Genomic DNA, 21,897 nt, shown 5'->3' with positions numbered 1-21,897 from the left:
GACCTTTTGGTTACTTTTGGGGCGTTTGCCAAAAGTGACCCGCTGTAAGAGCGGAACCCTAAGCCGCCGTTACCGCAGCAACGGATATGCTCCCCCCCCCAAAAAAACGCCCAAAAAAAAACGGCCTCATCTCAAGGCCGTTTTCCTCACTCAACCCAAGGTCAAGTACGCATCCCACGCCCACTCACCAGCAGCCGCGCACACCCGACATACAACACCACAGTCGCCACCAGCATGAAGGTGATCGCCACACTGATCTTGATATCCGACACGCCCAGAATCCCGTACCGAAACGCGTTAACCATGTGCAACACAGGGTTCGCCAACGACACCGTCTGCCAGAACGGCGGCAGCAAGGTAATCGAATAAAACACCCCCCCCAGGTACGTCAACGGCGTCAGCACAAACGTCGGAATGATCGAAATATCATCAAAATTGCGCGCAAACACCGCATTGATGAACCCCAGCAACGAAAAGATCGTCGCCGTCAGCACCACCACCAGCAGGGTAATCCCGAGGTGATGCACCTGCAGATGGGTAAAGAACAGCGACAGCAGTGTCACTATCACCCCGACCATCAACCCCCGCAGCACGCCACCCAGGGTGTAGCCGATCAGAATCGTATGAGGCGACACCGGCGACACCATCAATTCCTCGATGGAACGCTGGAACTTGCTGCCAAAAAAACTCGACACCACGTTGCCGTAGGAGTTGGTGATCACCGACATCATGATCAGCCCCGGCACGATGTATTCCATATAGGTGAAACCACCCATATCACCGATCTGCCGGCCAATCAGGTTGCCGAAGATGACAAAGTACAAAACCATGGTGATCGCCGGCGGCAGCAAGGTTTGCGGCCAGATCCGGGTGAAGCGCTTCACTTCGCGGTAGACGATGGTCTGCAGCGCGACGAGGTTGGGTTGCAGTTCCGAACTCATAACGCCACCTTCGCCAGATTTTTCTCCACCAGGGACACGAACAACTCCTCAAGGCGATTGGTTTTGTTACGCAGGCTCAGCACTTCGATGTTCTGGGTCGCCAGTTGGCCGAACAGCGCGGTGATGCCCACGGCTTTGTCTACCTGGACTTCCAGGGTGTGGCTGTCCACCAGGCGGTTCGGGTAGCCGATCAACTGGGGCGCAACCGCCATGTCGTGTTTCAGGTCAAGCAGGAAGGTCTCGACGTGCAACTGGCTCAGCAGCGAACGCATGCTAGTGTTTTCGACGATGGTGCCGTGGTCGATGATGCCGATGTTGCGGCACAGCTGCTCAGCCTCTTCCAGGTAGTGGGTGGTGAGGATGATGGTGATGCCTTTCTGGTTCAGCTCGGTGAGGAATGTCCACATCGAGCGACGCAGCTCGATGTCCACCCCCGCCGTCGGTTCGTCGAGGATCAGCAGGCGCGGTTCGTGAACCAGGGCGCGGGCGATCATCAGCCGGCGCTTCATGCCGCCGGACAGGGAACGTGAAGGCACGTCGCGCTTGTCCCACAGCCCCAACTGGGTGAGGTACTGCTCGGCGCGTTCCTTGGCGATTTTCGGCGGGATGCCGTAGTAACCGGCCTGGGTCACGACGATGTCGAAGGTCTTTTCAAACTGGTTGAAGTTGAACTCCTGGGGCACCACACCAATGCTGCGCTTGAGCGCTGCCGGGGACTTGTCCAGGTCGTTGCCAAAGATATTCACGGTGCCACTGGTCTTGTTGACCAGGGTCGAGAGAATGCCGATGGTGGTGGATTTGCCGGCACCATTGGGGCCGAGCAAGGCGAAGAAATCACCTTCGGCGACGTCCAGATCGATACCACTCAGGGCCTGGAAACCGTTGCCGTAGGTTTTGGTTAGCTGCCGGATGGACAGAGCGGAACTCATATCGGATTACGCACCAAAGAAGAGGAATAGAATTGTTACATGAGGGCAGACCGCACGGAATACAACGGCTGCGTGTGGCAAGCATGGTGCTTGTCCGCGCCGCACAAGTACAGTCACCCGTATTAATAGTGGGTATCAGGTCAACGCGGTCATGACCGATTTCTGATACGCCGGGCGCGCGCGCAGGCGCTGGTACCAGGCTTCCAGGTGAGGCATTGACGGGCGTTCGATGGGCATTTCGAACCAGGCATATATGAAGCTGCCCAAGGGAATATCGCCCATGCCGATCTCGCTGCCGGACAGGTACGGTTGCCCGGCCAAGGCCTGCTCCACGGTTTGCAGCACATCGATGCAGGCCTGGCGCCCGGCGTTGATGGCGTCCCAATTCTGTTTGTCTGCCGGGGTGCGAAGTACGCCCCAGAACACGGTCTTGAATGGTTCGGCCAGGGTTGAGGTGGTCCAGTCCATCCATTTTTCGGCGTTGGCCCGGGCGTGCAGGTCCCGTGGGTACCAGTTCGAATCCGACGCATGTTTGGCCGCCAGATAACGCACGATGGTGTTGGATTCCCACAGTACAAAGTCGCCATCTTCGATCATCGGCACCCGGCCATTGGGGTTCAACGCACGGTACTGCGGCGTGTCGACCACACCAAACGCCCCGCCCGCATCAATTGCCTCATAGTCCAGGCCGAGTTCCTCGGCGCACCACAGTGCCTTCCTGACATTTGACGAATTTTTACGACCCCAGATTTTCAGCATGACCGCCCCGATTGGAAGATGGTTGGATGAATGCCGGGGCAGCATACGCCGGTTCACGTCCGGCTTAAATCACTCTGCATGTCGCCCAACAGGATCGGCATCTCCTCGCCAAACAGGTGCGGGTAACATTTCTGAATGTGGGCGAAGAAGAATTCCTCGGGCACCTCGGCAAATTGCCCATGGTCCAGCACGTACTCCATGGAGCGCTGGCCCTTGCGGTTGAACGCGTGGAAAACACTGTCATGAATGCCGTCGAAATCCAGCGGCGGCACGTCGAACACGTCACACAGTTGCTGGTTGAACGCGGGCGTGGCTTTGACCCAACGGCCGTCCAGATACAACTCGGTGTAGCCGTGCATGGCAAAAACGTCACTTCTGAGCAGTTCGATCAAGCGGGGCGTCGAGAGGTGGTTGCGCACGTCGGCCAGGCCAATACGCGCCGGGATCCCGCAGTGCCTTGCACACGCCGCCAACAATGTCGCCTTGGGCACGCAATAACTCTCGCCGGCAGCCAATGCAAAGCTGGCGCTGAGGGTTTGCGGGTCGCGGCTGAAGGTGTAGGGGTTGTAGCGCACCGCCTCGCGCACGGCGTAGTAAAGACTGACTGCCTGGTCACGGGGCGCGGCACTCGAACCGCGATGTTTTTCGGCGAACTCCACCACCGCAGGGTGGTCACTATCGATGAAGCGGCCGGGATTCAAGTACGCATTCATGAGGATAATCTCCAAGGCGAGCCTGGAGTCTAACCACAGGCCTGCTGGCTGCGATAACGACGATTCGGCCAAATGTCGGCGCTTTGTGGTGATGTTCCCCGGCACACCACGTAACACCCTCGTCACCCTGCTTGTTCGGATGCCGACTAAGCTCTGAGGTGATTTCGCACCTGGTTTCACGGAGGATTGAATATGCTGTTGTTGTGGATACTGGTTCTGGTGGTGGGCATTGCCTACCTGGCCCACCGGCGCACCGCGCCCCTGCCCGCCATTGGCGTGATCGCCGTCTACCTGCTGGCGATGGGCGCCTTCAGCCACGCACCAGGCTGGTTGCTGCTGATCTTCTGGGTGCTGATCGCCGCAGTCGCGGTCCCGCTGCTGCTGCCCGACCTGCGCCGCAAGTACTTCACCGCGCCGCTGTTCAACTGGTTCCAGAAAGTCCTGCCGCCGATGTCCGAGACCGAGCGCGACGCCATCGACGCCGGCACCGTGTGGTGGGACGGCGAGCTGTTCAGCGGCCGCCCCGACTGGGACAAGCTGCTGGCCTACCCCAAGGCGCAACTGACCGAAGAAGAGCAAGCTTTCATCGATGGCCCCACGGAAGAACTGTGCGCCATGGTCACCGACTGGGAAATCGGCCAGGCCATGGACCTGCCGCCCGCCGCCTGGGAACACATCAAGCAGCACGGCTTTTTTGCCCTGATCATCCCCAAGGAATTTGGCGGCAAGGGGTTCTCCGCCTACGCCCACTCTCAGGTCGCGATGAAACTGGCGACCCGCAGCGGCGACCTCGCCTCCACGGTCATGGTCCCCAACTCCCTGGGCCCGGCCGAATTGCTGCTGCACTACGGCACCGATGAACAACGCAACCATTACCTGCCCCGCCTGGCCCGTGGCGACGATATCCCGTGCTTTGCCCTGACCGGCCCGCTGGCGGGCTCCGACGCCGGCTCCATGCCCGACACCGGGGTGATCTGCAAAGGCGAATGGGAAGGCAAGGAAACCCTCGGCCTGCGCCTGAACTGGGAAAAACGCTACATCACCCTCGGCCCGGTCGCGACCTTGCTCGGCCTGGCATTCAAGGCCCATGACCCGGACCACCTGCTGGGTGATGAAGAAGACCTGGGCATCAGCCTCGCGCTGATCCCCACCGACACCCCGGGCGTTGAAATTGGTCGTCGTCACTTGCCACTGGGCGCCGCGTTCATGAACGGCCCCAACTCCGGCAAGGATGTGTTCATCCCCCTGGACTTCCTCATCGGCGGCCAGGAAATGCTCGGCAAGGGCTGGATGATGCTGATGAACTGCCTGTCGGTGGGCCGTTCGATTTCCCTGCCCGCGGTCGGCACCGGCGCGGCCAAGTTCACCAGCCTGGTGACTGGCCAATACGCCCAGGTGCGCGAGCAGTTCAACGTACCGCTGTCGGCCTTTGAAGGTATCCAGGAAGCCCTGGCCCGCATCGGCGGCAACGCCTGGTTGATGGACAGCGCGCGGATGCTCACCGCCAACGCGGTCGACCTGGGGGAAAAACCTTCGGTGCTGTCGGCGATCCTCAAGTACCACCTGACCGAACGCGGCCGCGAATGCATCAGCCATGCAATGGATGTGCACGGCGGCAAGGGCATCATCATGGGCCCCAACAACTATTTGGGCCGCAGCTGGCAAGGCGCGCCGATCTTCATCACCGTGGAAGGCGCGAATATCCTGTCGCGCAACCTGATGATCTTCGGCCAGGGCGCGATTCGCTGCCATCCGTTCGTCCTCAAGGAAATGGCCCTGGCCGGCCGTGAAGACCATGACCAGGCGTTGAAGGAATTCGATGGCCTGCTGCTGCAACACATCGGCTTTGCCGTAAGCAACGCCGCCAGCACCCTGGTGCTGAACCTCGGTTTTGGTCACTTCGAAAAAGCCCCGGGCAACCGTTTGAGCCAGGGCTACTTCCGCGCCCTCAACCGCCAGGCCGCTGCGTTTGCGATGCTGGCGGACCTGAGCATGATGCTGCTGGGCGGCGAGTTGAAACGTCGCGAACGCCTGTCGGCACGCCTTGGTGATGTGCTGAGCCACATGTACCTGGCGTCGGCGGCGCTCAAGCGTTATCACGACCTGGATTCGCCAGACCACTTGCGCCCGTTGTTCGCCTGGGCCATGGAAGAAAGCCTTGGCCACTCCGAGCGTGCACTGGATGAACTGCTGACCAACTTCCCGAGCAAGGTGCTGGGCTGCCTGTTGCGGGTAATCGTGTTCCCGTTCGGCCGCCGTCATAAAGGCCCGTCCGATGCACTGGATGCAGAAGTCGCGGCAGTGATCGGCCGTGCCAAAGGTGATCCAGCCCTCGAAGCGGTATTGGCTGGCTGCTATCGCCCGCAATCGGCCGAGGACCCGGTGGGCGCCCTGCAACACGCCTACGACCTGCTGGCCGACAGCCATCCGTTGCAGAAAAAACTCCACGAAGGCCTCAAGAGCGGCCAGGTCAAACCGACCGCTGGCGAGCACGCCATCGACGCCGCGCTGCAGGCCGGCGTGCTGCAACCGGCCGAGGCGCAGACCCTGCGTGACGCTGAAGCGGCGCGGCGCAAGGTGATCGACGTGGATGACTTCAGCAAGGAAGAACTGAGCCAGGCTGAGGGAAAAGTCCGCTGAACCCAGCGGTCATATAAAAACGGGCAGAGTGCCCTGCCTCACAATTACTGATTCCTTTTGACGGCGTCTGTTGTCGTCATGCTGCGTTGCCGCTCCTCGCCATAGCACGCTATGACTCGTCGCGGCGCCTTGCCTGACAACAACAGCCACTCGTCAAAAGGAATCGTATTTGTGAGGCAAGGCACCGAGCTATATACTCTCGCGCCCGTTTTGCTCTTGAGGACTTATCTCGTGTCCAACGTCGTTGCCGATCATCTCGTCTTGCTCGACCACCTGCGCAGCATCCTGGTTGCCGTCGGCGAAGCCGAACAGGTTCCCGAGGAAAGCCACCTCCTGTTCCTGGAGCGCTTCGATGAACTGCGCGCCCTGCTGCCGATCGACCCGATCGAAAGCCAGTACCTGGGCCAGGACATGATGAGCCAGGTCATCCTGCGTTACCCGCAAATTGCTCACCTGGTGCCGCGCGACCTGCTGTGGTTCTTCGGTGGCGACTGCCTGCACTTCATGCCCGACGACGAACTGGACCTGTACCAGGCCCTGGAAGAGCGTCGCTTCGAAGCTGAACAGAACGATGAACCGTTCGACTGGAACCAGGAAAAGCAGTTGTTGGCCATGTCCAACGACCAGCCCAAGCACTGATCCAAAGAACGCTGAAGATCAAAATAGGTGGGAGCTGGCTTGCCTGCGATGCAGGCGCCTCGGTATGTCGGTCACATCGCGGTGACGCTATCGCAGGCAAGCCAGCTCCCACACTAACCCGCTGCCGCATTCCTACCGCTTATTCAGCGTCGGCTCCTTAGCCATGCACTCCACCAGATAATCAATAAACACCCGCAACTTCGGCGGCAGGTACCGTGTCGGTGAATGCAGCAACCACGCATCCCCGTGGTACGACGCAATAAAATCCCACCCCGGCAACACCTGCACCACCTCCCCTGCTTCCAGCGCATGCCGCGCCGTGAAATACGGCAGGCTACCAATCCCCACGTGCTGCAACACCGCATCCAGTCGCACCCCCGTGTGGTTGGCCGCATACCGCCCGCGCACGCCAACCGTCACCGCCTTGCTGCCCTGGCGAAACTTCCAGCGCGCATCCCCCGGCGTCTCCCCCAGGTAGATGCAACTGTGCTCCAGCAAATCATGGGGATGCTCTGGCGTCCCGTGTTCGGCCAGGTAATGCGGTGTGGCGCAGATCAAGTGCTCGATAGGCAGCAACTGCCGCCCCACCAGCCCCGGCGGCGGGCTGTCGGTGATGCGGATGCTCAGGTCGACGTTGTCATCAATCAGGTCCACGTGCCGGTCCTCAAGGATCAACTGCACGTCCACCTTGGGATAGCGCCGCAGAAACTCCGGCATATGGGGGTGCACCACAAACCGCCCCACCGCCTTGGGCACGCTGACACGCACCAGCCCTTCGGCCTCGTGGGTGTATTGCCCGCTGATTTCCATCACCGAGCGCGCAGCGCTGACCATTTCCTGGCAGCGCTTGAACACTTCCTCACCGCCTTCGCTCAGGCGCAATTTACGGGTGGTGCGTTGCAGCAAGCGTGTAGCCAACGCCTTTTCCAGGCGCGAGATGCTGCGGCTCACGGATGACGGCGATGCGCCCAACTGCCGCGCGGCTTCGGAGAAGCTGCCGGTTTCCACCACCTTGACGAAAATCGCCATTTCGCCCAGCAGCGGCAAGGGAAGATTGATGCTCATGACGCACAAGTCCATTGAGATTTGAACGGATTATCACCCATCGGCGCACTTCTTATACTGCTCAACAGAAACCCTGATGCGGATGTAAACGATGACCCAGCGCCTGTTCTTCACCCATGATCACCTGAATGCCGAACTTGAAGTGCTGGGATGCACACCTTACGAGCACCAATTTGCAGTAATCCTGCAGTCAACGATCTTCCATCCCCAAGGTGGCGGCCAGCCATCCGACACCGGCTGGCTGGGGGAAAGCCAAGTGTTGAAGGTGGTGCAGGAAGGCGACCGTGTCGTGCATTACGTCGACCGCCCCGTGGCAGCCGGCCTCATACAGGCACGCGTCGATGAGGAGCGCCGCGCCCTGCACACCCGCCTGCATTCGGCCGGGCACCTGATCGGCAACGCCGGCGAAACCCTGGGCTGGATGCCGATCAAGGCCCATCACTGGCCGGGCGAAGGCAAGATCACGTTTATTCGCGGTACCTCGGCTCAAGCGATGGACGCCGAGGCGATTCAACAGAAAGTTGATCAATGGATCGCGGCCAACCTACCACGCCATATGACACTGGATGAAGGCACCCGGGAAGTGGGTTTTGGCGACCTGCCGGCCTATGCCTGCGGCGGGACGCATGTTCAGGCATTGGGGGACGTGGGCCAGGTAAAGATCCTGGCACTTTCGGAAAAAAAAGGGGCGCTGTCGGTGCGATACAGCCTGGACTGAGAAACATCTTCTGCTGGCAAACAACCTGTGGCGAGGGGGCTTGTCCCCCGTTGGGGTGCGCAGCGGCCCCCGAAGACAATCACCGTTCTCACAGGAAGAACTCGACGTGAGATTTTTTGGGGCCGCTTCGCAGCCCAACGGAGGACAAGCCCCCTCGCCACAAAAAGCTCTCCTCTGATAATCAAACGGCTATTGCCCCCGCCCTGCCCGGCTCCACCACAAACGACTTGAGGGTCGAGACACTGGCATGGGGATTCCGGGGATCGGAAATCACCCGGAAGTTCGTCAGCATAGTCTTCTCCTCAAGTGCCACCGACACATAGCCGCGCTGGCGGCTGTCGAAAAACTTCACATGGGGGTTGAGCGGCAGGATCGAGTTGAAGGCCTCAAACGGCGGCCCGTCGGAGGTCACCGACGTGCCGACGAACTCGGTGGCGACAACCCGTGACTCGGGGTTATTGGCATCGGCGTGCAGGTCAGTGGTCCAGAACGAGTGAATATCACCGCCCCAGAACACCGGGTTGCTCACCCGCCTGCGCTCGATCGACGCCAGCACCCGCTCGCGGGTCGCGATATAGCCATCCCAGCCATCCGTCCAATGGCCCAGCGCCTGGCTCTGGGGGTCACGCTGAATCAGCGGCGCCACCAGCAGATCCTGGGCGATCACGTTCCACTGCGCCCGGGACTGGGCAAACCCCTGGTCCAGCCACGCCTCTTGCTCCCAGCCAAGCATCGTGCGCCGCGGATTGCGCAGGTCAATGCAGCTGTCATCCGCGATATGCCCCTTGCGACTCCCGTTCGCCGAAATACACGGCTGCTCGGAGCGATACTGCCGGCCATCCAGCACATGGAAACGTGCCAACCGCCCGTAGTCCAGGCGCCGATACACACGCATGTCCGGCCCACGGGGCAAGCTGCTCGCCCGCAGCGGCATATGTTCATAGAACGCCTGATAGGCCGCCGCCCTCTGCTTGAGAAAACCGGCCACCGGGATATTCGGATCCTGGGACCACTGGCTGGCGTAGTCGTTTTGCACCTCGTGATCGTCCCAAGTGACCACGCTGGGCGCCGCGGCATGCAGCGCCTGCAAATCCGGATCGGTCTTGTACAGGGCGTAGCGATTGCGGTAATCCACCAGGTTCAGCGCATTGCCACTGCCGTGGGGACGAATGATCTTGCCGGAGTCGGCCGCGTAGGAACTGTCGTAGATATAGTCACCGAGGAAAAACACCAGGTCCGGCTGCTCGGCGGCCAAATGACGGTAGGCGCTGAAGTAGCCCCGCTCCCAATGGGAGCAGGAGACAAAACCCAACCGCGCCGAGGCCATGGCCTGCGCCGCCGGTGCCGTGCGCGACTGGCCTACCGGGCTTTGCGCGCCGAGGCCTTCAAACTGGTACCAGTAAGGCCGGCCGGCTTCCAACCCGGCGACTTCCACATGCACCGAGTGGGCGAAACGCTCACTGGCCAGGACCTCGCCCTGGCGCACGATGCGCGTCATCGCCGCATCACTGGCCACCTTCCAGCGCACCGGCACCGCCCGGCTCAACCCGCCGCGACCGTCTGCGGCATTGAACAACGGCGCAAGGCGCGTCCAGATCACGAAACCATCGGGCAATGGATCGCCGGACGCCACGCCCAGGGTGAAGGGGTAGTCGATGCCCGCACTGCGGGCGAACGGGCTGAGGATCGAAAACGCCGTGGCCACCGCGAGGCCACCCAGGACCCGACGGCGAGTGGGGTCTGGCAGATGGCTCATCGCGAGGCCCCACGGGATTCGAGCGGATTCTGCCAATCCTTGTGCAATACGCCGAACATCGACAGGTCCTCATAGACCCCATTCTTGAGGAAGGCGCCTGGCTGGCAGCCCTCGTAACGCAAGCCGATTTTCTCCATCACCCGGGCAGACGCTTTATTACGGGTAAAACACTGCCCTCCGATACGGTGCAATGCCAATTCGCTGAAGCCAAAGTGCATCAGCCCACAGGCGGCTTCGGCGGCATAGCCACGGTCACGGCAATGCGCCGCCATCCATCCACCCAGCAGCCCACTGTGATGATTGGCCGACAGGCGAAGGCTGACCATCCCCACGAACGCCTCCGTTTCCCGCAGGTGAATGCCGAGGCCCAGCGCTATCCCCGAACGATACTTTTCTTCAAGTTCGCCGATAAAAGCGTTGGCCACTTCAAGGGTGTAGGGCGACGGGATAGTCGCGGTATTTTCGGCAATCAGCGGCCCGTTGGCCAAGGCGCAAAGCACCTCGGCCTGGTCCTTGTGTAACGCTTTCAACACCAGTCGCGGGGTAGATAAAAAAGGCAGCGCAACGCTCATGACAGACGGCTCTGGAAATAAATTCTCCAAGAATGTACGCGCACCGTGTCAGTTTCATTACGTACATAAATAATCCGAACACTTGCCTGAAAGTGCCGTAATAGAGCCTTAAAAGCTTAAATTAATGTTAACCATTCGGTCATTTTTGGTTGCTAGCGTGTCGCCCCTAATCAACAACGGGGTAGCGGCATGAGAACTTGGGATGAACCCAAAAAGCGCAAGGCACACATCGAACTGATCCCGATGATCGACGTGATGATGTTCCTTTTGGTGTTTTTTGTACTGGTGAGTTTGAACGTGATTCCCGCCCTGGGCATGAAGACACAATTGCCGAGCGCCAGCAGTTCACAGCAGCTCAAGCCACAAAATAAATTCATCTTGACCCTGGGTCTGGAAGGTCAGCTGCAGCTCGATGGCAAGGACATGACCGTCGACGCGCTGGTGCCTGCGCTCAAGGCCGGCGAGAAGCCTGACACCAAGTCGACGATCATCGTCAACAGCGATAAAGGCGTGGAAGTGTCCCGCCTGGTCGAGGTGATGGACACCCTGCGCCTGGGTGGCTTTACCTCCGTCTCCATCGCCACGAAAAAGTCCTGATCATGTATGCCTTGTTTCGTGCGCGTCGGCTGCTGGGCAGTGTCCCGGCCCTGATCGCCCTGGTGCTGATTGCACTGGGTATCCAGTCCCAACCCCTGAAAATCCAGCCGAAGTACGACGAGTCGGCAGTTGAACTGGCCCTGGTGGAGCCCGAGCCGGAAGTGGTGCCTGAACCCGTGGTGGAGCAAGAGCCACCGCCGCCGGTGATCGAGGACGAAGAAGCCGAGCCGGCCCCGCCGCCTCCGCCACCCAAACCGGTGCCAAAGCCGCTGCCAAAACCAGAGCCCAAGCCAAAACCGGTGCCCAAACCCGTGGCCGCCAAGCCAACGCCAACGCCCGCACCAGCCCCGGTGGCCGCCAAACCTGTGCAGGCCGCGGCCGCCCCCACGCCGGCCCCCACCGCTCCACCCGCGCCGCCGAAAGTCGACGGCCAGGCACTTGAAGGCGGCTACCTCAAAGGTTTGCGCAACGAGCTGGACACGTACAAGCAATACCCCACCGGGCGCCAGGCGTCCCTCGAACGCCCGAGTGGCGAGGTGGTGGTCTGGTTAATGGTGGACCGCCAAGGCCGCGTCCTCGACGCCGGGATCCAGACCCCGGCGCCGAGCATGCTACTCAACCGGGCCGCCACCAACAGCCTGCGCCGTATCAAGCAGGTGAAACCGTTCCCCGAACAAGCCTTCGGTGGACGTAACGAGCAGCGCTTCACCGCCACCTTCAACTACAGCGTGCAATAAGCACACACCACCAGGACGACAGTGATGAAGTTCACCCGGATTCATCTGGCACTCGTTGCCGCGACGAGCATGACCCATGGAGTGGTCATGGCAGACACCAGCGACAGTGACGTCGGGACCATTGGGGTACAGGGCAAGGCAACCGCGGGGGGCGGTTACATGGTCCAGGAAGAGAGCGCCAAGGGCCGTTCGACCATCACCAAGGAAGCGTTGGACAAGCAGACCGCCACCGGCAACGCCATCGACAAGCTCAAGTACACGCCGGGGCTGAACATCTCCAGCGAAGACAACACCGGCCTCTCGGGTTTTCGCTTCACCATGCGCGGCATGAACTCCGACCAGGTGGGTATGTCGGTGGACGGCATGCCGATCAACGACTCCGGCAACTACGCGTTGTACTCCAACCTGCTGGGCGACCCGGAAAACATCGACCAGATTTTCGTGACCCAGGGTTCTTCTGAAGCCGACGGCCCGCACATCGGTTCCAGCGGCGGCAACATCGGCATCGTGACCATTCGCCCCACCAAGGAAACCGGTGCCTTCGTCAAACAAGTGGCCGGCAGCAACGGCACCTTCAAGACCTTCGCCCGCCTCAACACCGGCGAAGTCAACGGCTTGAGCAACTGGCTGTCGGCCTCCCACACCGAAGGCCAGATGTGGCGCGGTTCAGGTGCCGTGCGCGCCGACAAGGTGGAGTGGAACAGTTTCTTCGACGCCGGCAACGGCAACACCGCCAACCTGATCCTCAAGTACCACGAGCAGGACAACAACAGTTACAGCCAGTTAACCAAATCCCAATTCCAGCAGTACGGCCGCAAATACGACCCGTACCCGGCAACACCGGCAGTGGGCGCCAACGGCAAGGTCAGCAGCTACTACGACCTGGCGCAGAACCCGTTCCAGACCTTTACCGCCGTGCTCAACACCCAGTACAAGCTGAGCGACAACCTGTCCCTGTCGGTGATCCCGTATTACTACTACGGCAACGGCAGCGGCGTAGGCTCCTCCGCTTATGCGCTGAACAGTGGCTCGAACAAAGGCGGCGTGTTCGACCTCGGCAACCTGCCGACGCAGGCCCAATACAACGCCGACGGCTCCGCGACCACCGGCGTCTACTACCGCCCTTCGCGCACCCAGACCTGGCGCCCGGGCATCACCACCAAGCTGAACTGGGACCTGGGCGACCACAGCCTGCAATTCGGCTACTGGTACGAACGCGCCCGCCAAAGCCAGACCCAACCGTTCATTGCCCTCAAGAACAACGGCAAGCCGAGCGACACCTGGCCAGACGGCAGCTCCGTGGTCGACGCCAACGGCAACACCGTGCAGGGCCGCGACCGCTACACCGTGACCCCGGCGCAAAAAGTCTGGACCCAGGACACCTGGTACATCAACTCCGACTGGACGTTGATCGGCGGCCTGGCCTTCATGAACGTGGAGCGTGACGGCACCAACCATGGCAGCCTCACCGAACAACCGGGCAAGGCCAGCCAGACCTACAACAAATTGCTGCCCAACGCCGGCCTGAAATACCAGCTCGACGAGCGTGACCAGTTGTTCTACAGCCTGTCGCGCAACATGCGCATTCCGCAAAACTACGTGCTGTACGACAAGGGCGTGGGCTCCCTCGACTCCAAGCCGGAACTCAGCTGGAACCAGGAACTGGGCTGGCGCTACACCGGCGAAGACAGCACCCTCGCCGCCACGCTGTTCTACATGCAGTTCAAGAATCGCCAGCTCACCTCCCTGGACAGCAATGGCGACTCCGCCGACATCAACGCCGGCACCGTCATCAACAAAGGCCTGGAGCTGGAGTGGAGCGGCAAACTGCCGCACAACTTCAACTACTACACCTCCTACACCTATACCAGTTCCGAGCAGCAGGACGACCTGACCGTCTTCAGCGCCGGCAAGCCGATCGTATTGCCCACCAGCGGCAAACAGTTCGCCAACGTGCCGAAGAACATGCTCGCGGCGAACATCGGGTATGACGACGGGCGCTTCTACGGCACCTTCGGCGGCAAGTTCACCAGCAAGCTCTATGGCGACCTGACCAACGACGAGGCCATCTCCGCCCGGACCATTTTCAACCTTGGCGCCGGTATCTACCTGCCGGTGGACAAGAAAGTGGTCAAGGACGCCACCCTGCGCCTGAACGTCGACAACCTGTTCGACAAGAAGTACCTGGACGGCGTGTACACCACCAAGACCAACTCGGCGAGCTACAGCGGTTTCCGCGATGGCGACCCGGCCTACATCGTTGGCCTGGACCGTACCGTCACGGTTTCCCTGGAAGCGAATTTCTAACTGCGAGGCTATAGATCATGGACATGGACCTGCTTCACCAAATCACCTTTTATGTGATGTACGCCGCGCTGGCGATTGCGATCTTCATCACCATCGAACGCGGCCTCTACTTCGCCTACGTGCGCCGCCAGGCCCGTGCGCTGACTGACGTGCTGGGCGCCAACGTGCACAGCGAGCGTGACCTGCCGCAAAGCCTGACCCGCCGTGACAGCCTGCCGCTGAGCATGGTGTTGCCGGTCCTGGCGCAGAAGGCTTCCCACGGCTCACGCAAGGACCTGGACGACGAAATCGAAACCCAGTACCTCAAGACCCGCGCGCCGCTGTCCCGCAGCCTGTGGATCATCGAAACCATCACCACCGCCGCGCCGTTGCTCGGCCTACTGGGGACCATCCTCGGCATCATCGACACCTTCAAGGCGCTGGCCAGTGCCGGTGTGTCCGACCCAGGCCAGATTTCCGGTGGCATCGGTACGGCCTTGTTCGCCACTGGCCTGGGTATCGCCATCGCCCTGTTCTGCGTGGTGTTCCACAACTTCTTCCAGGACAGCCTGGAACGCATCAACGACCAGCTGAAAATCCTGCTGATCCGCGCTGCAACCGGTGCTCGCGTACAGGGTGAAGTGCCACATCTGGTGCCGACGCCGCTGCACAGCCGCACGGCGTGATCTTCCCGGGGCGGGCGCCACATGCGCCCGCCTTTTTTTGCCCCATGAGGCGCTTATGTCCCTATCGTTGAAGTTACGTATTGCCGGCCTTGCAGGCCTGCTCCTCAGTCCGCTGGCCCAGGCGGACTTTTCAATTCCGGGGTTTGAGTTGGTGCACACCGTGCCGGTGGATACCGAACTGGGCACAGCCGACCTGCGCCAACCCGGTCCCGTGTGGATCGAACTGTTCGACGGCGCGAAAAGCCGCATCGACATCGGCCAGTTTTACGCGGCCGATCATCCTGGTTCAGTGATGGACAAGGTGATCGAGCACCTGGAAGCCGCCGGCAAACGCGGCGTGAAAATTCGCTTCCTGCTGGAAGAAAAAGGCGTGCGGTTGTCGGAAGCCTCGACCCTGGAACGCCTGAAAGCCATTCCCAACCTGACCTTCCGCATTCTGCCCTACGGCAAGCTGAGCGACGGGATCATCCACGCCAAATACATGGTGGTGGACGGCAAGCAGGCGTTTATCGGCAGCCAGAACTTCGACTGGCGCTCCCTGGAACATATCCACGAAACCGGGCTGTTGATCAGCGATGCCAACGTCGTCGCCCAGACCCAGGCGATCTTTGAACAGGACTGGCAAGCCCAGGCGGCACTGACCGATAACAAACCCGTCGCCCTGCCCGCCCCGGGCGCTCTACCTGCGCGCACCGGCAACTACCTGGTCGCCAGCCCGCAGCGTTACAACCCGCCGGGGGTGGGTGATTCACAGCTGGAGCTGCCGCGCCTGCTCGGCGAGGCGAAAAAGGAAGTGCGGGTACAACTGCTGGACTACGCGCCACTGTCCTACGGGCCCGACAGAACCCGGCCTTACTATGCAGTGATCGACAACGCAGTGCGTGCGGCGGCAGCGCGCGGGGTGTCGATCAAGTTGATGGTGTCCAACTGGAACACCGAAGCGCTGGAATTGCCGTACCTGAAAAGCCTCGCGGTGCTGCCGAATGTCGAGGTCAGGATCGTGACCCTGCCTGAGGCCAAGCAAGGATTTATTCCTTATGCGCGGGTGATCCACAGCAAGACCATGGAGATTGACGGGCAAGTGGCCTGGGTAGGCACCAGTAACTGGCTGGGCGGCTATCTGGATAACTCGCGCAACCTGGAAGTGGTGATGCGCAATGAAGCGATGGCCAAGCGTGTGGGAGATTTACATGAACAGCTGTGGGATGGGCCATATGCCAAACCACTGGCAGTGACCAGCGAGTACCCGCAGCCGCATCCGGGCAAGCCTTGACACGCAGCCCGCAAACGCCGTGAATTGACGGGCGATGTCACATTGCCAGATATCAATGTTGCACTTTTTCGCGTTTGCGCTGACCAACCCTGCATCACTCATGGATGGAGAACAGGGATGAACAACACACGCAAAGGACTGTGCGGTGCCGCGCTGGTTTGGGCGGTCATCGGCCTCGGCGGTTGCGCCAACTCAATGACCACCACCGGTGAACCGGGGGTGAAGATGGGTGACAGCTACGAGCACGTGCTTGCCGTGGTCAGCCGCAACAATACGGTGACCAAGCAGGTCGACGGGAAAGGATTCCGCGCCGAGGGGTATTCGGCGATGTTCAAGGATTGTCGCTCCAAGTACTTCATCTTCCAGGGCGCCGATGGCTTGCAGCACGTGAGCTTTGAGCCGGCACCGCAGTTGTCGGTCAGCCAGAACTGCCGCCCGTCATGAGGGCGTTACGGGTTGCCCCCGCCCTGTTCCTGATACTGCTCACCGGCTGTGGCCAGGTGTACAACGTCCGCTCCCTCAACACCGCCTATACGGCGGCGCCGTCCGCCGAGACGGCGCGCTTGCGCATTATCAGCGACGGCATGGTGCGCGCGGTGCCCGGGCGCGATTGCCTGGACTGGAATGTCCCCGGCGCCGGCGTGATGGTGTCGGCAAAATCGGGCTTCGCCGACCGTAATGGCGCAAGCCTGGGGATGCCGGGGCCGATTTATACGTGGGACGGTGCAGTGTCGTCCGAACTGGTGATCCCGGCAAACACGCCCATCGCCTTTCATTACCTTGGGTTACCGAACGTTGGGCGGCAATGTTTCAACACCATGACCTTTATCCCCAAGCCCGACATGGATTACATGGTGCGCGCATCCCTGTCCCGCAGTTGTGCGTTCGAGCTGGCGGAACTGCCGAAGGGTGCCGAACGGTGGAACCCGATTGAACCGACGCCGTCGGGAAGGCTGTCGATGTGCCACGCGATGGATAACTTCTAGGGATTCAGGTGCGGCGTGGGTCCAGGCGTTGCGCCCCGGCCCACAAAAAACCCACAAACAAAAACGCCGATCATTGCTGATCGGCGTTTTCGTTAAATATGGAGCGGGAAACGAGACTCGAACTCGCGACCCCGACCTTGGCAAGGTCGTGCTCTACCAACTGAGCTATTCCCGCAAATGGCGTCCCCTAGGGGACTCGAACCCCTGTTACCGCCGTGAAAGGGCGGTGTCCTAGGCCACTAGACGAAGGGGACACGCTACTGAAACACATGGTGTGTATTTCAGTGCCCAGAGATTAAATCCGAAGATTATGCCCTGGTTTCACTCAGTGCCGCCCGAGAGCAACACTGCTTAAATTTGGAGCGGGAAACGAGACTCGAACTCGCGACCCCGACCTTGGCAAGGTCGTGCTCTACCAACTGAGCTATTCCCGCAATATGGCGTCCCCTAGGGGACTCGAACCCCTGTTACCGCCGTGAAAGGGCGGTGTCCTAGGCCACTAGACGAAGGGGACACACGTACAACATTCACTCCCTACCGCGTTTCGCTGTGTGCTTTACGCTGTAAGTGGCGCGCATTCTATGGATGGATTGGAAGGTCGTCAACCCCCAAGGATAAATTTATTTAAATCAATGACTTCGCCGTGGTTTACCGGGGTTGCGGGGTTTTCTCGCCGTCCAGGCTTTGACGCCTATATTCTGGCGTTCGACAAGGCGCTATAGTTCACGGCAGCAAATGATGGCAATGTGCATCTACGCAGGGACTGCCCCGCTATATAGAAGAAACTACTGACGCAACTGGTCGCTCAGTCCTATCCGGCCAGTGCTCCAGTCACTACACTTCAACGCAAACCCTATAAAGAGGTCACACCGGTGACACCACTCATGATCACCCTGCTGGTAATAGCCGGGATCGTAATACTGATCGCCATTGGCTACATGAACCACGTGGTGGAAAACAATAAGCTGGAAAAGAACCGGACCCGGATCGAACTCAATGACCGGTTGCGCCGCTGCGGCGAAATCACCGAGACCTTCCCAGGCCAACTGATGACGCCGCGACTCAAGTTGCTGCTCACCCGCCTGGAGCTCAACGTCAACCAGCGCCTGCTGAACCTCGACAAGTCCAATGCATCGCTCAAGGCGCGCATCACCGAGCTCAACGCACTGGTGTCCCAGGGCGAATCGATTCCGGTGAACAACCCGCCCGCCCCGATCCAGACCGAAGCCAAGGCCAAGGACGTGCGCTTCCTGCTGGAAGCCTTGCATGGCCAGGTAACCCGTGCGGCCCAGGACGGTTTCCTGCCGACCAATGAAGCCAAGCACTGGATCAAGGAAATCCGCCACATCCTGGTACTGCTGCACATCGAGTTCTTCAACAACCTGGGCCAGCACGCGCTGCAACAGGGCCAGCCGGGTCAGGCACGGCTGGCGTTCGAACGCGGCGTGCAATACCTGCGCAAGCAGCCGGAGCCGGTGGTGTACAGCCAGCAATTGCAACTGCTGGAGAAACAACTGGCGCGCGCCAACTCCATGGTCCTGACCAACCTCGAGCCGGCTGAAGACGAGGTCAACGAATTGACCGAAGGCTTGAAAGTGGTCGATGCAGATGCCGACTGGAAGAAGAAAGCCATCTACGACTGATCCCCGGCCCCTTGGCAAAGGCAACGCTTGTGGCACTGCCAGTATTTTCCGCAGTGCCATCACTCTGCACCTATCCCCCGCCCCACGAGTAGCGTAAAAAAGGCTCCCTCTCTCCGTTAACGAAAAGGGCTTCGCCATGCCTGTCGTGCTCATCGATGGACAACCGCTGCACTACCTCGACCAGGGCAGCGGCCCCGCCGTTCTCCTCGGTTCCAGCTACCTGTGGGACCGCCAAATGTGGGCGCCGCAGATTGAAGCCCTTTCGCAGCAGTACCGGGTGATCGTCCCCGAGCTATGGGGCCACGGCGAGTCCGGCCCGTTGCCTGCCAACACCGCCTCCCTGGACGACGTCGCACGCCAGCACCTGGCCCTGCTGGACCACCTGGACATTGCCCAGGTCAATCTCGTGGGTTTGTCGGTCGGCGGCATGTGGGGCGCACGCCTGGCGCTGCTGGCACCCGAGCGGGTCAACAGCCTGGTGTTGATGGACACGCACCTGGGCGCCGAGCCGGAAGCCACTCGCCAGTATTACTTTTCGCTGTTCAAGATGATCGAAGACGCGGGCGCCATCCCGGAGCCGCTGCTGGATGTGGTGGCACCTATCTTCTTCCGCCCCGGCATCGACCGGGAATCGGCCTTGTACCAGGACTATCGCGCTGCACTGAAGGATTTCTCGAAAGAGCGCCTGCTGCAAAGCATCGTGCCCCTGGGCCGGATCATCTTCAGCCGCGCGGATGTGCTGGAGCAACTCCCGCGCCTGGACGCCGATACCACCCTGGTGATGTGCGGGGAGCAAGACAAACCGCGCCCACCGGCTGAATCAGAAGAAATGGCGGCCCTGATCGGCTGCACGTTGACTTTGATTCCGGACGCCGGGCATATCTCCAGCCGGGAAAACCCGGACTTCGTCAATGAAGCGCTGCTGACCTTCCTGGCCAACAACGCCTGATCAGCCACCCTTTGATCACCGCAGGCTTGCGGTGATCAAAGGCGGAAGTGCCCGACCATCCCTTTAAGCTCCGTGCCCAACTGCGCCAGCTCGATGCTCGACGCCGCGTTGCCCTGCATGCTCAGCGCCGACTGATCGGCACTCGCACGGATGCTGGTGACGCTGCGATTGATCTCCTCGGCCACCGAGCTTTGCTCCTCGGCCGCCGCGGCAATCTGCTGGTTCATTTGCTGGATCAGCGACACCGCCGACGCAATGCTGCCCAGGGCGCTTTCCGTTTCCAGGGCATCACTGACCGCCAGCTTCACCAACTCGCCACTCTGCTTGATCTGCTGCACCGACGACTGCGCTGCGCTGCGCAAGGTGCTGACCAGCCGTTCGATTTCCTCGGTCGATTGCTGGGTGCGCTTGGCCAGCGCCCGGACCTCGTCCGCCACCACCGCAAAACCACGGCCCTGCTCGCCTGCCCGCGCCGCCTCGATGGCGGCATTCAGGGCAAGCAAGTTGGTTTGTTCGGCCACGCTTTTAATCACCCCGAGCACGGTACCGATATTCTGGATTTCCGCACTCAGGCTTTCGATGCTGGTGCTGGCCGAGGTGGCTGAACTGGCCAGCAGCTCGATGCGTTGCAAGCTCTGGCGCACTACCTGCTGGCCGCTGTCGACCTTGTCATCCGCCGTCTGCGCAGCCTGGGCCGCTTCCTCGGCGTTGCGCGCCACATCGTGCACGGTGGCGGTCATCTGGTTCATCGCCGTGGCCACCTGCTCGGTCTCTTCCTTCTGGCTGCTGACCTCGATGTTGGTCTGCTCGGTCACGCTGGACAGGGAATGGGCGGAGCTGGCCAGTTGCTCGATACCCGCCTGCAACCCGCTGACCATGCTGCTCAGACCGCCACTCATCTGTTGCATCGCGAGCATCAACTGACCCATCTCGTCCCGACGGCTGACGTCCATGCGACCACTGAGGTCGCCGGCAGCAATCTGCTGGGCCACCGCGATCACGCTGCGCAGCGGTGCGACGATCAACCGGGTGATGATCCACGCGGCAATCAGCCCCACCAGCAACGCCAGGGCTGAAGAGCCAATGATCAGCAACGCGCTTTTCTTCAACTGCGCCTGCATCGACAGGTCTTCTGCGTCGTAGGCCTGATTGACCCGGGTCACCACCTCGGCAGCACGCTCGTGCAGTTGCTTGTAGACGACCTTTTCCTGGGCCAGCAGCCCGGTGTACTCGCCCAGTTTTTCGCTGAACGCGGCGATGTGCCCGGACACTTCGTTAAGCACGGTTTGATAACCGGGGTCCTTGACCGTGGTTTTCAGCTGTTCGACCTGGGCCAGGGCCTGGTCAGCCTGCTCGATCTTGCCTTGCTCGGCGTTCTCGTCATCGCCCTTGCGGCTTTGGTCCAGGCGCACATGCGCTTCGTTCATGGCTTGCAGCATCAGGCGCGAAACCTGGCTGACCTGCCCCGCCTGCTCGATAAATTCAGCGCCTTCCTTGCCCTGGCTTTCCTTGAGGCCATAGGTGCCATCGTCCGCCAGCCCAGCCTGCAGCACATCGAGGTTGTTGGCGACGCTGGAGACCGACCAACTGGCCATCTCCAGTGCCAGGTCTTTGGTCTGGGTCAGTTCGACAAACTCGTCGAAGGCCTTGCGATAGGCCGCCAGCGCCTGCTCGACGTCGCTCATCACCGGCACATTGGCAGGCGACTGGGCCTTGAGGGTCGCCGCCTGGGCGGCCAATGCGTCGACGCTTTCGTGCAAGGCGTCCACGGATTTGGGGTCGGCGTGCAGCGCGTACTCCTGCTCGATCAAGCGCACCTTGAGCAAGCCACTGTTGAGCGCCGACATGGCTTTAAGGCCCTCGAAACGCTGGCCAACCGTTTGCAGCGACCACACGCCAATCGCGGCCACCAGCGCCGTCAACAGCAGCACCAAGGCAAAGCCCAAGCCCAGTTTCTTTGCCATACCGAGGTTGGCAAAACGTCGTTGCACGGCAGAAATCATTGCAC

At 60.8% G+C, this 21,897-nt stretch carries 20 protein-coding genes, 4 tRNA genes and 1 pseudogene; 12 read left to right on the top strand and 13 right to left on the bottom strand.

Annotated elements, in window-relative coordinates:
* Nucleotides 1-161 precede the first annotated feature (161 nt).
* From HX855_RS26985 to HX855_RS26970, 4 genes are all read right to left on the bottom strand, one after another.
* A complete protein-coding gene (locus HX855_RS26985) occupies nt 162-941 on the bottom strand; it encodes an ABC transporter permease (RefSeq protein WP_003217229.1) in 780 nt (259 codons plus the stop codon).
* Nucleotides 938-1,870, bottom strand: coding sequence for an ABC transporter ATP-binding protein (locus HX855_RS26980; protein ID WP_177089048.1), 933 nt, complete (start codon nt 1,868-1,870; stop codon nt 938-940). Before HX855_RS26980 ends, HX855_RS26985 begins: the two co-directional genes overlap by 4 nt.
* 135 nt (nt 1,871-2,005) lie before the next feature.
* Nucleotides 2,006-2,629, bottom strand: a complete 624-nt coding sequence (locus HX855_RS26975) for a glutathione S-transferase family protein (RefSeq protein ID WP_177089047.1) — start codon at nt 2,627-2,629, stop codon at nt 2,006-2,008.
* A 53-nt stretch (nt 2,630-2,682) separates the two neighbouring features.
* Nucleotides 2,683-3,342, bottom strand: a complete 660-nt coding sequence (locus HX855_RS26970; RefSeq protein WP_177089046.1) for a transglutaminase family protein — start codon at nt 3,340-3,342, stop codon at nt 2,683-2,685.
* A 192-nt stretch (nt 3,343-3,534) separates the two neighbouring features.
* Here HX855_RS26970 and HX855_RS26965 point away from each other — a divergent pair, with 192 nt between their 5' ends.
* Both HX855_RS26965 and HX855_RS26960 read left to right on the top strand, forming a co-directional pair.
* A complete protein-coding gene (locus HX855_RS26965) occupies nt 3,535-5,982 on the top strand; it encodes an acyl-CoA dehydrogenase (protein WP_177089045.1) in 2,448 nt (815 codons plus the stop codon).
* 231 nt (nt 5,983-6,213) lie between these two features.
* Nucleotides 6,214-6,621, top strand: coding sequence for a PA2817 family protein (locus HX855_RS26960; protein WP_003217220.1), 408 nt, complete (start codon nt 6,214-6,216; stop codon nt 6,619-6,621).
* Nucleotides 6,622-6,753: 132 nt separating this feature from the next.
* On the opposite strand, the gene HX855_RS26955 is transcribed toward HX855_RS26960, so the two are convergent.
* Entirely contained in the window at nt 6,754-7,686 is a 933-nt protein-coding gene (locus HX855_RS26955; protein ID WP_177089044.1) for a LysR family transcriptional regulator, read from the bottom strand.
* Between the two features lie 91 nt (nt 7,687-7,777).
* Here HX855_RS26955 and HX855_RS26950 point away from each other — a divergent pair, with 91 nt between their 5' ends.
* Nucleotides 7,778-8,404: an alanyl-tRNA editing protein gene (locus tag HX855_RS26950; protein WP_177089043.1), complete on the top strand. Its 627-nt coding sequence runs from the start codon at nt 7,778-7,780 to the stop codon at nt 8,402-8,404.
* Between the two features lie 181 nt (nt 8,405-8,585).
* Here HX855_RS26950 and HX855_RS26945 read toward each other — a convergent pair whose 3' ends face one another.
* Nucleotides 8,586-10,160 carry an alkaline phosphatase gene (locus tag HX855_RS26945; protein WP_177089042.1) on the bottom strand — a complete coding sequence of 525 codons (1,575 nt, stop codon included), beginning with the start codon at nt 10,158-10,160 and terminating at the stop codon, nt 8,586-8,588.
* On the bottom strand, nt 10,157-10,732 hold the full coding sequence (locus HX855_RS26940; protein ID WP_177089041.1) for a GNAT family N-acetyltransferase: 576 nt from the start codon (nt 10,730-10,732) through the stop codon (nt 10,157-10,159). Before HX855_RS26940 ends, HX855_RS26945 begins: the two co-directional genes overlap by 4 nt.
* Nucleotides 10,733-10,921: 189 nt before the next feature.
* On the opposite strand from HX855_RS26940, the gene HX855_RS26935 reads away from it, so the two are divergent.
* The 7 genes from HX855_RS26935 (at nt 10,922) to HX855_RS26905 (ending at nt 17,297) form a co-directional block, all read left to right on the top strand.
* On the top strand, nt 10,922-11,329 hold the full coding sequence (locus tag HX855_RS26935; protein WP_177089040.1) for a biopolymer transporter ExbD: 408 nt from the start codon (nt 10,922-10,924) through the stop codon (nt 11,327-11,329).
* A 2-nt stretch (nt 11,330-11,331) separates the two neighbouring features.
* Entirely contained in the window at nt 11,332-12,066 is a 735-nt protein-coding gene (locus HX855_RS26930) for an energy transducer TonB (RefSeq protein WP_177089039.1), read from the top strand.
* 24 nt (nt 12,067-12,090) lie between these two features.
* Nucleotides 12,091-14,373, top strand: coding sequence for a TonB-dependent receptor (locus HX855_RS26925; RefSeq protein WP_177089038.1), 2,283 nt, complete (start codon nt 12,091-12,093; stop codon nt 14,371-14,373).
* Nucleotides 14,374-14,390: 17 nt separating this feature from the next.
* Nucleotides 14,391-15,038: a MotA/TolQ/ExbB proton channel family protein gene (locus HX855_RS26920; RefSeq protein ID WP_177089037.1), complete on the top strand. Its 648-nt coding sequence runs from the start codon at nt 14,391-14,393 to the stop codon at nt 15,036-15,038.
* A gap of 55 nt (nt 15,039-15,093) precedes the next feature.
* Nucleotides 15,094-16,311 carry a phospholipase D-like domain-containing protein gene (locus HX855_RS26915; protein ID WP_177089036.1) on the top strand — a complete coding sequence of 406 codons (1,218 nt, stop codon included), beginning with the start codon at nt 15,094-15,096 and terminating at the stop codon, nt 16,309-16,311.
* A 117-nt stretch (nt 16,312-16,428) separates the two neighbouring features.
* Nucleotides 16,429-16,755: a hypothetical protein gene (locus HX855_RS26910; protein ID WP_177089035.1), complete on the top strand. Its 327-nt coding sequence runs from the start codon at nt 16,429-16,431 to the stop codon at nt 16,753-16,755.
* Nucleotides 16,752-17,297 (top strand): hypothetical protein, encoded by a 546-nt coding sequence (locus HX855_RS26905; RefSeq protein ID WP_177089034.1) that lies wholly within the window; start codon nt 16,752-16,754, stop codon nt 17,295-17,297. Before HX855_RS26910 ends, HX855_RS26905 begins: the two co-directional genes overlap by 4 nt.
* A gap of 99 nt (nt 17,298-17,396) precedes the next feature.
* On the opposite strand, the gene HX855_RS26900 is transcribed toward HX855_RS26905, so the two are convergent.
* The 4 genes from HX855_RS26900 to HX855_RS26885 all read right to left on the bottom strand — a co-directional run bounded on the left by HX855_RS26900 (nt 17,397) and on the right by HX855_RS26885 (nt 17,811).
* Nucleotides 17,397-17,472 (bottom strand) — tRNA-Gly (locus HX855_RS26900).
* Between the two features lie 3 nt (nt 17,473-17,475).
* Nucleotides 17,476-17,551, bottom strand: a tRNA-Glu gene (locus HX855_RS26895).
* A gap of 104 nt (nt 17,552-17,655) precedes the next feature.
* Nucleotides 17,656-17,731 (bottom strand) — tRNA-Gly (locus HX855_RS26890).
* Nucleotides 17,732-17,735: 4 nt separating this feature from the next.
* A tRNA-Glu gene (locus HX855_RS26885) sits at nt 17,736-17,811 on the bottom strand.
* A gap of 358 nt (nt 17,812-18,169) precedes the next feature.
* On the opposite strand from HX855_RS26885, the gene HX855_RS26880 reads away from it, so the two are divergent.
* Both HX855_RS26880 and HX855_RS26875 read left to right on the top strand, forming a co-directional pair.
* Nucleotides 18,170-18,940: a hypothetical protein gene (locus tag HX855_RS26880; protein ID WP_177089033.1), complete on the top strand. Its 771-nt coding sequence runs from the start codon at nt 18,170-18,172 to the stop codon at nt 18,938-18,940.
* Between the two features lie 136 nt (nt 18,941-19,076).
* The gene (locus HX855_RS26875; RefSeq protein ID WP_177089032.1) at nt 19,077-19,889 is read left to right on the top strand and encodes an alpha/beta fold hydrolase; all 813 of its coding nucleotides are present in this window, start codon (nt 19,077-19,079) and stop codon (nt 19,887-19,889) included.
* 35 nt (nt 19,890-19,924) lie between these two features.
* Here the strand turns inward: HX855_RS26875 and HX855_RS33950 are convergent, their stop codons facing one another.
* The gene (locus HX855_RS33950; RefSeq protein WP_375140095.1) at nt 19,925-20,767 is read right to left on the bottom strand and encodes a methyl-accepting chemotaxis protein; all 843 of its coding nucleotides are present in this window, start codon (nt 20,765-20,767) and stop codon (nt 19,925-19,927) included.
* Nucleotides 20,768-20,785: 18 nt separating this feature from the next.
* Nucleotides 20,786-21,853 (bottom strand): annotated as a pseudogene (locus HX855_RS33945) (HAMP domain-containing protein); the annotation flags it as partial.
* Between the last annotated feature and the right edge of the window lie 44 nt (nt 21,854-21,897).

Source organism: Pseudomonas sp. IPO3778 (assembly GCF_013386825.1).
Classification (GTDB): Bacteria; Pseudomonadota; Gammaproteobacteria; order Pseudomonadales; family Pseudomonadaceae; genus Aquipseudomonas.
This window is presented reverse-complemented; position numbering and strand designations above follow the sequence as displayed.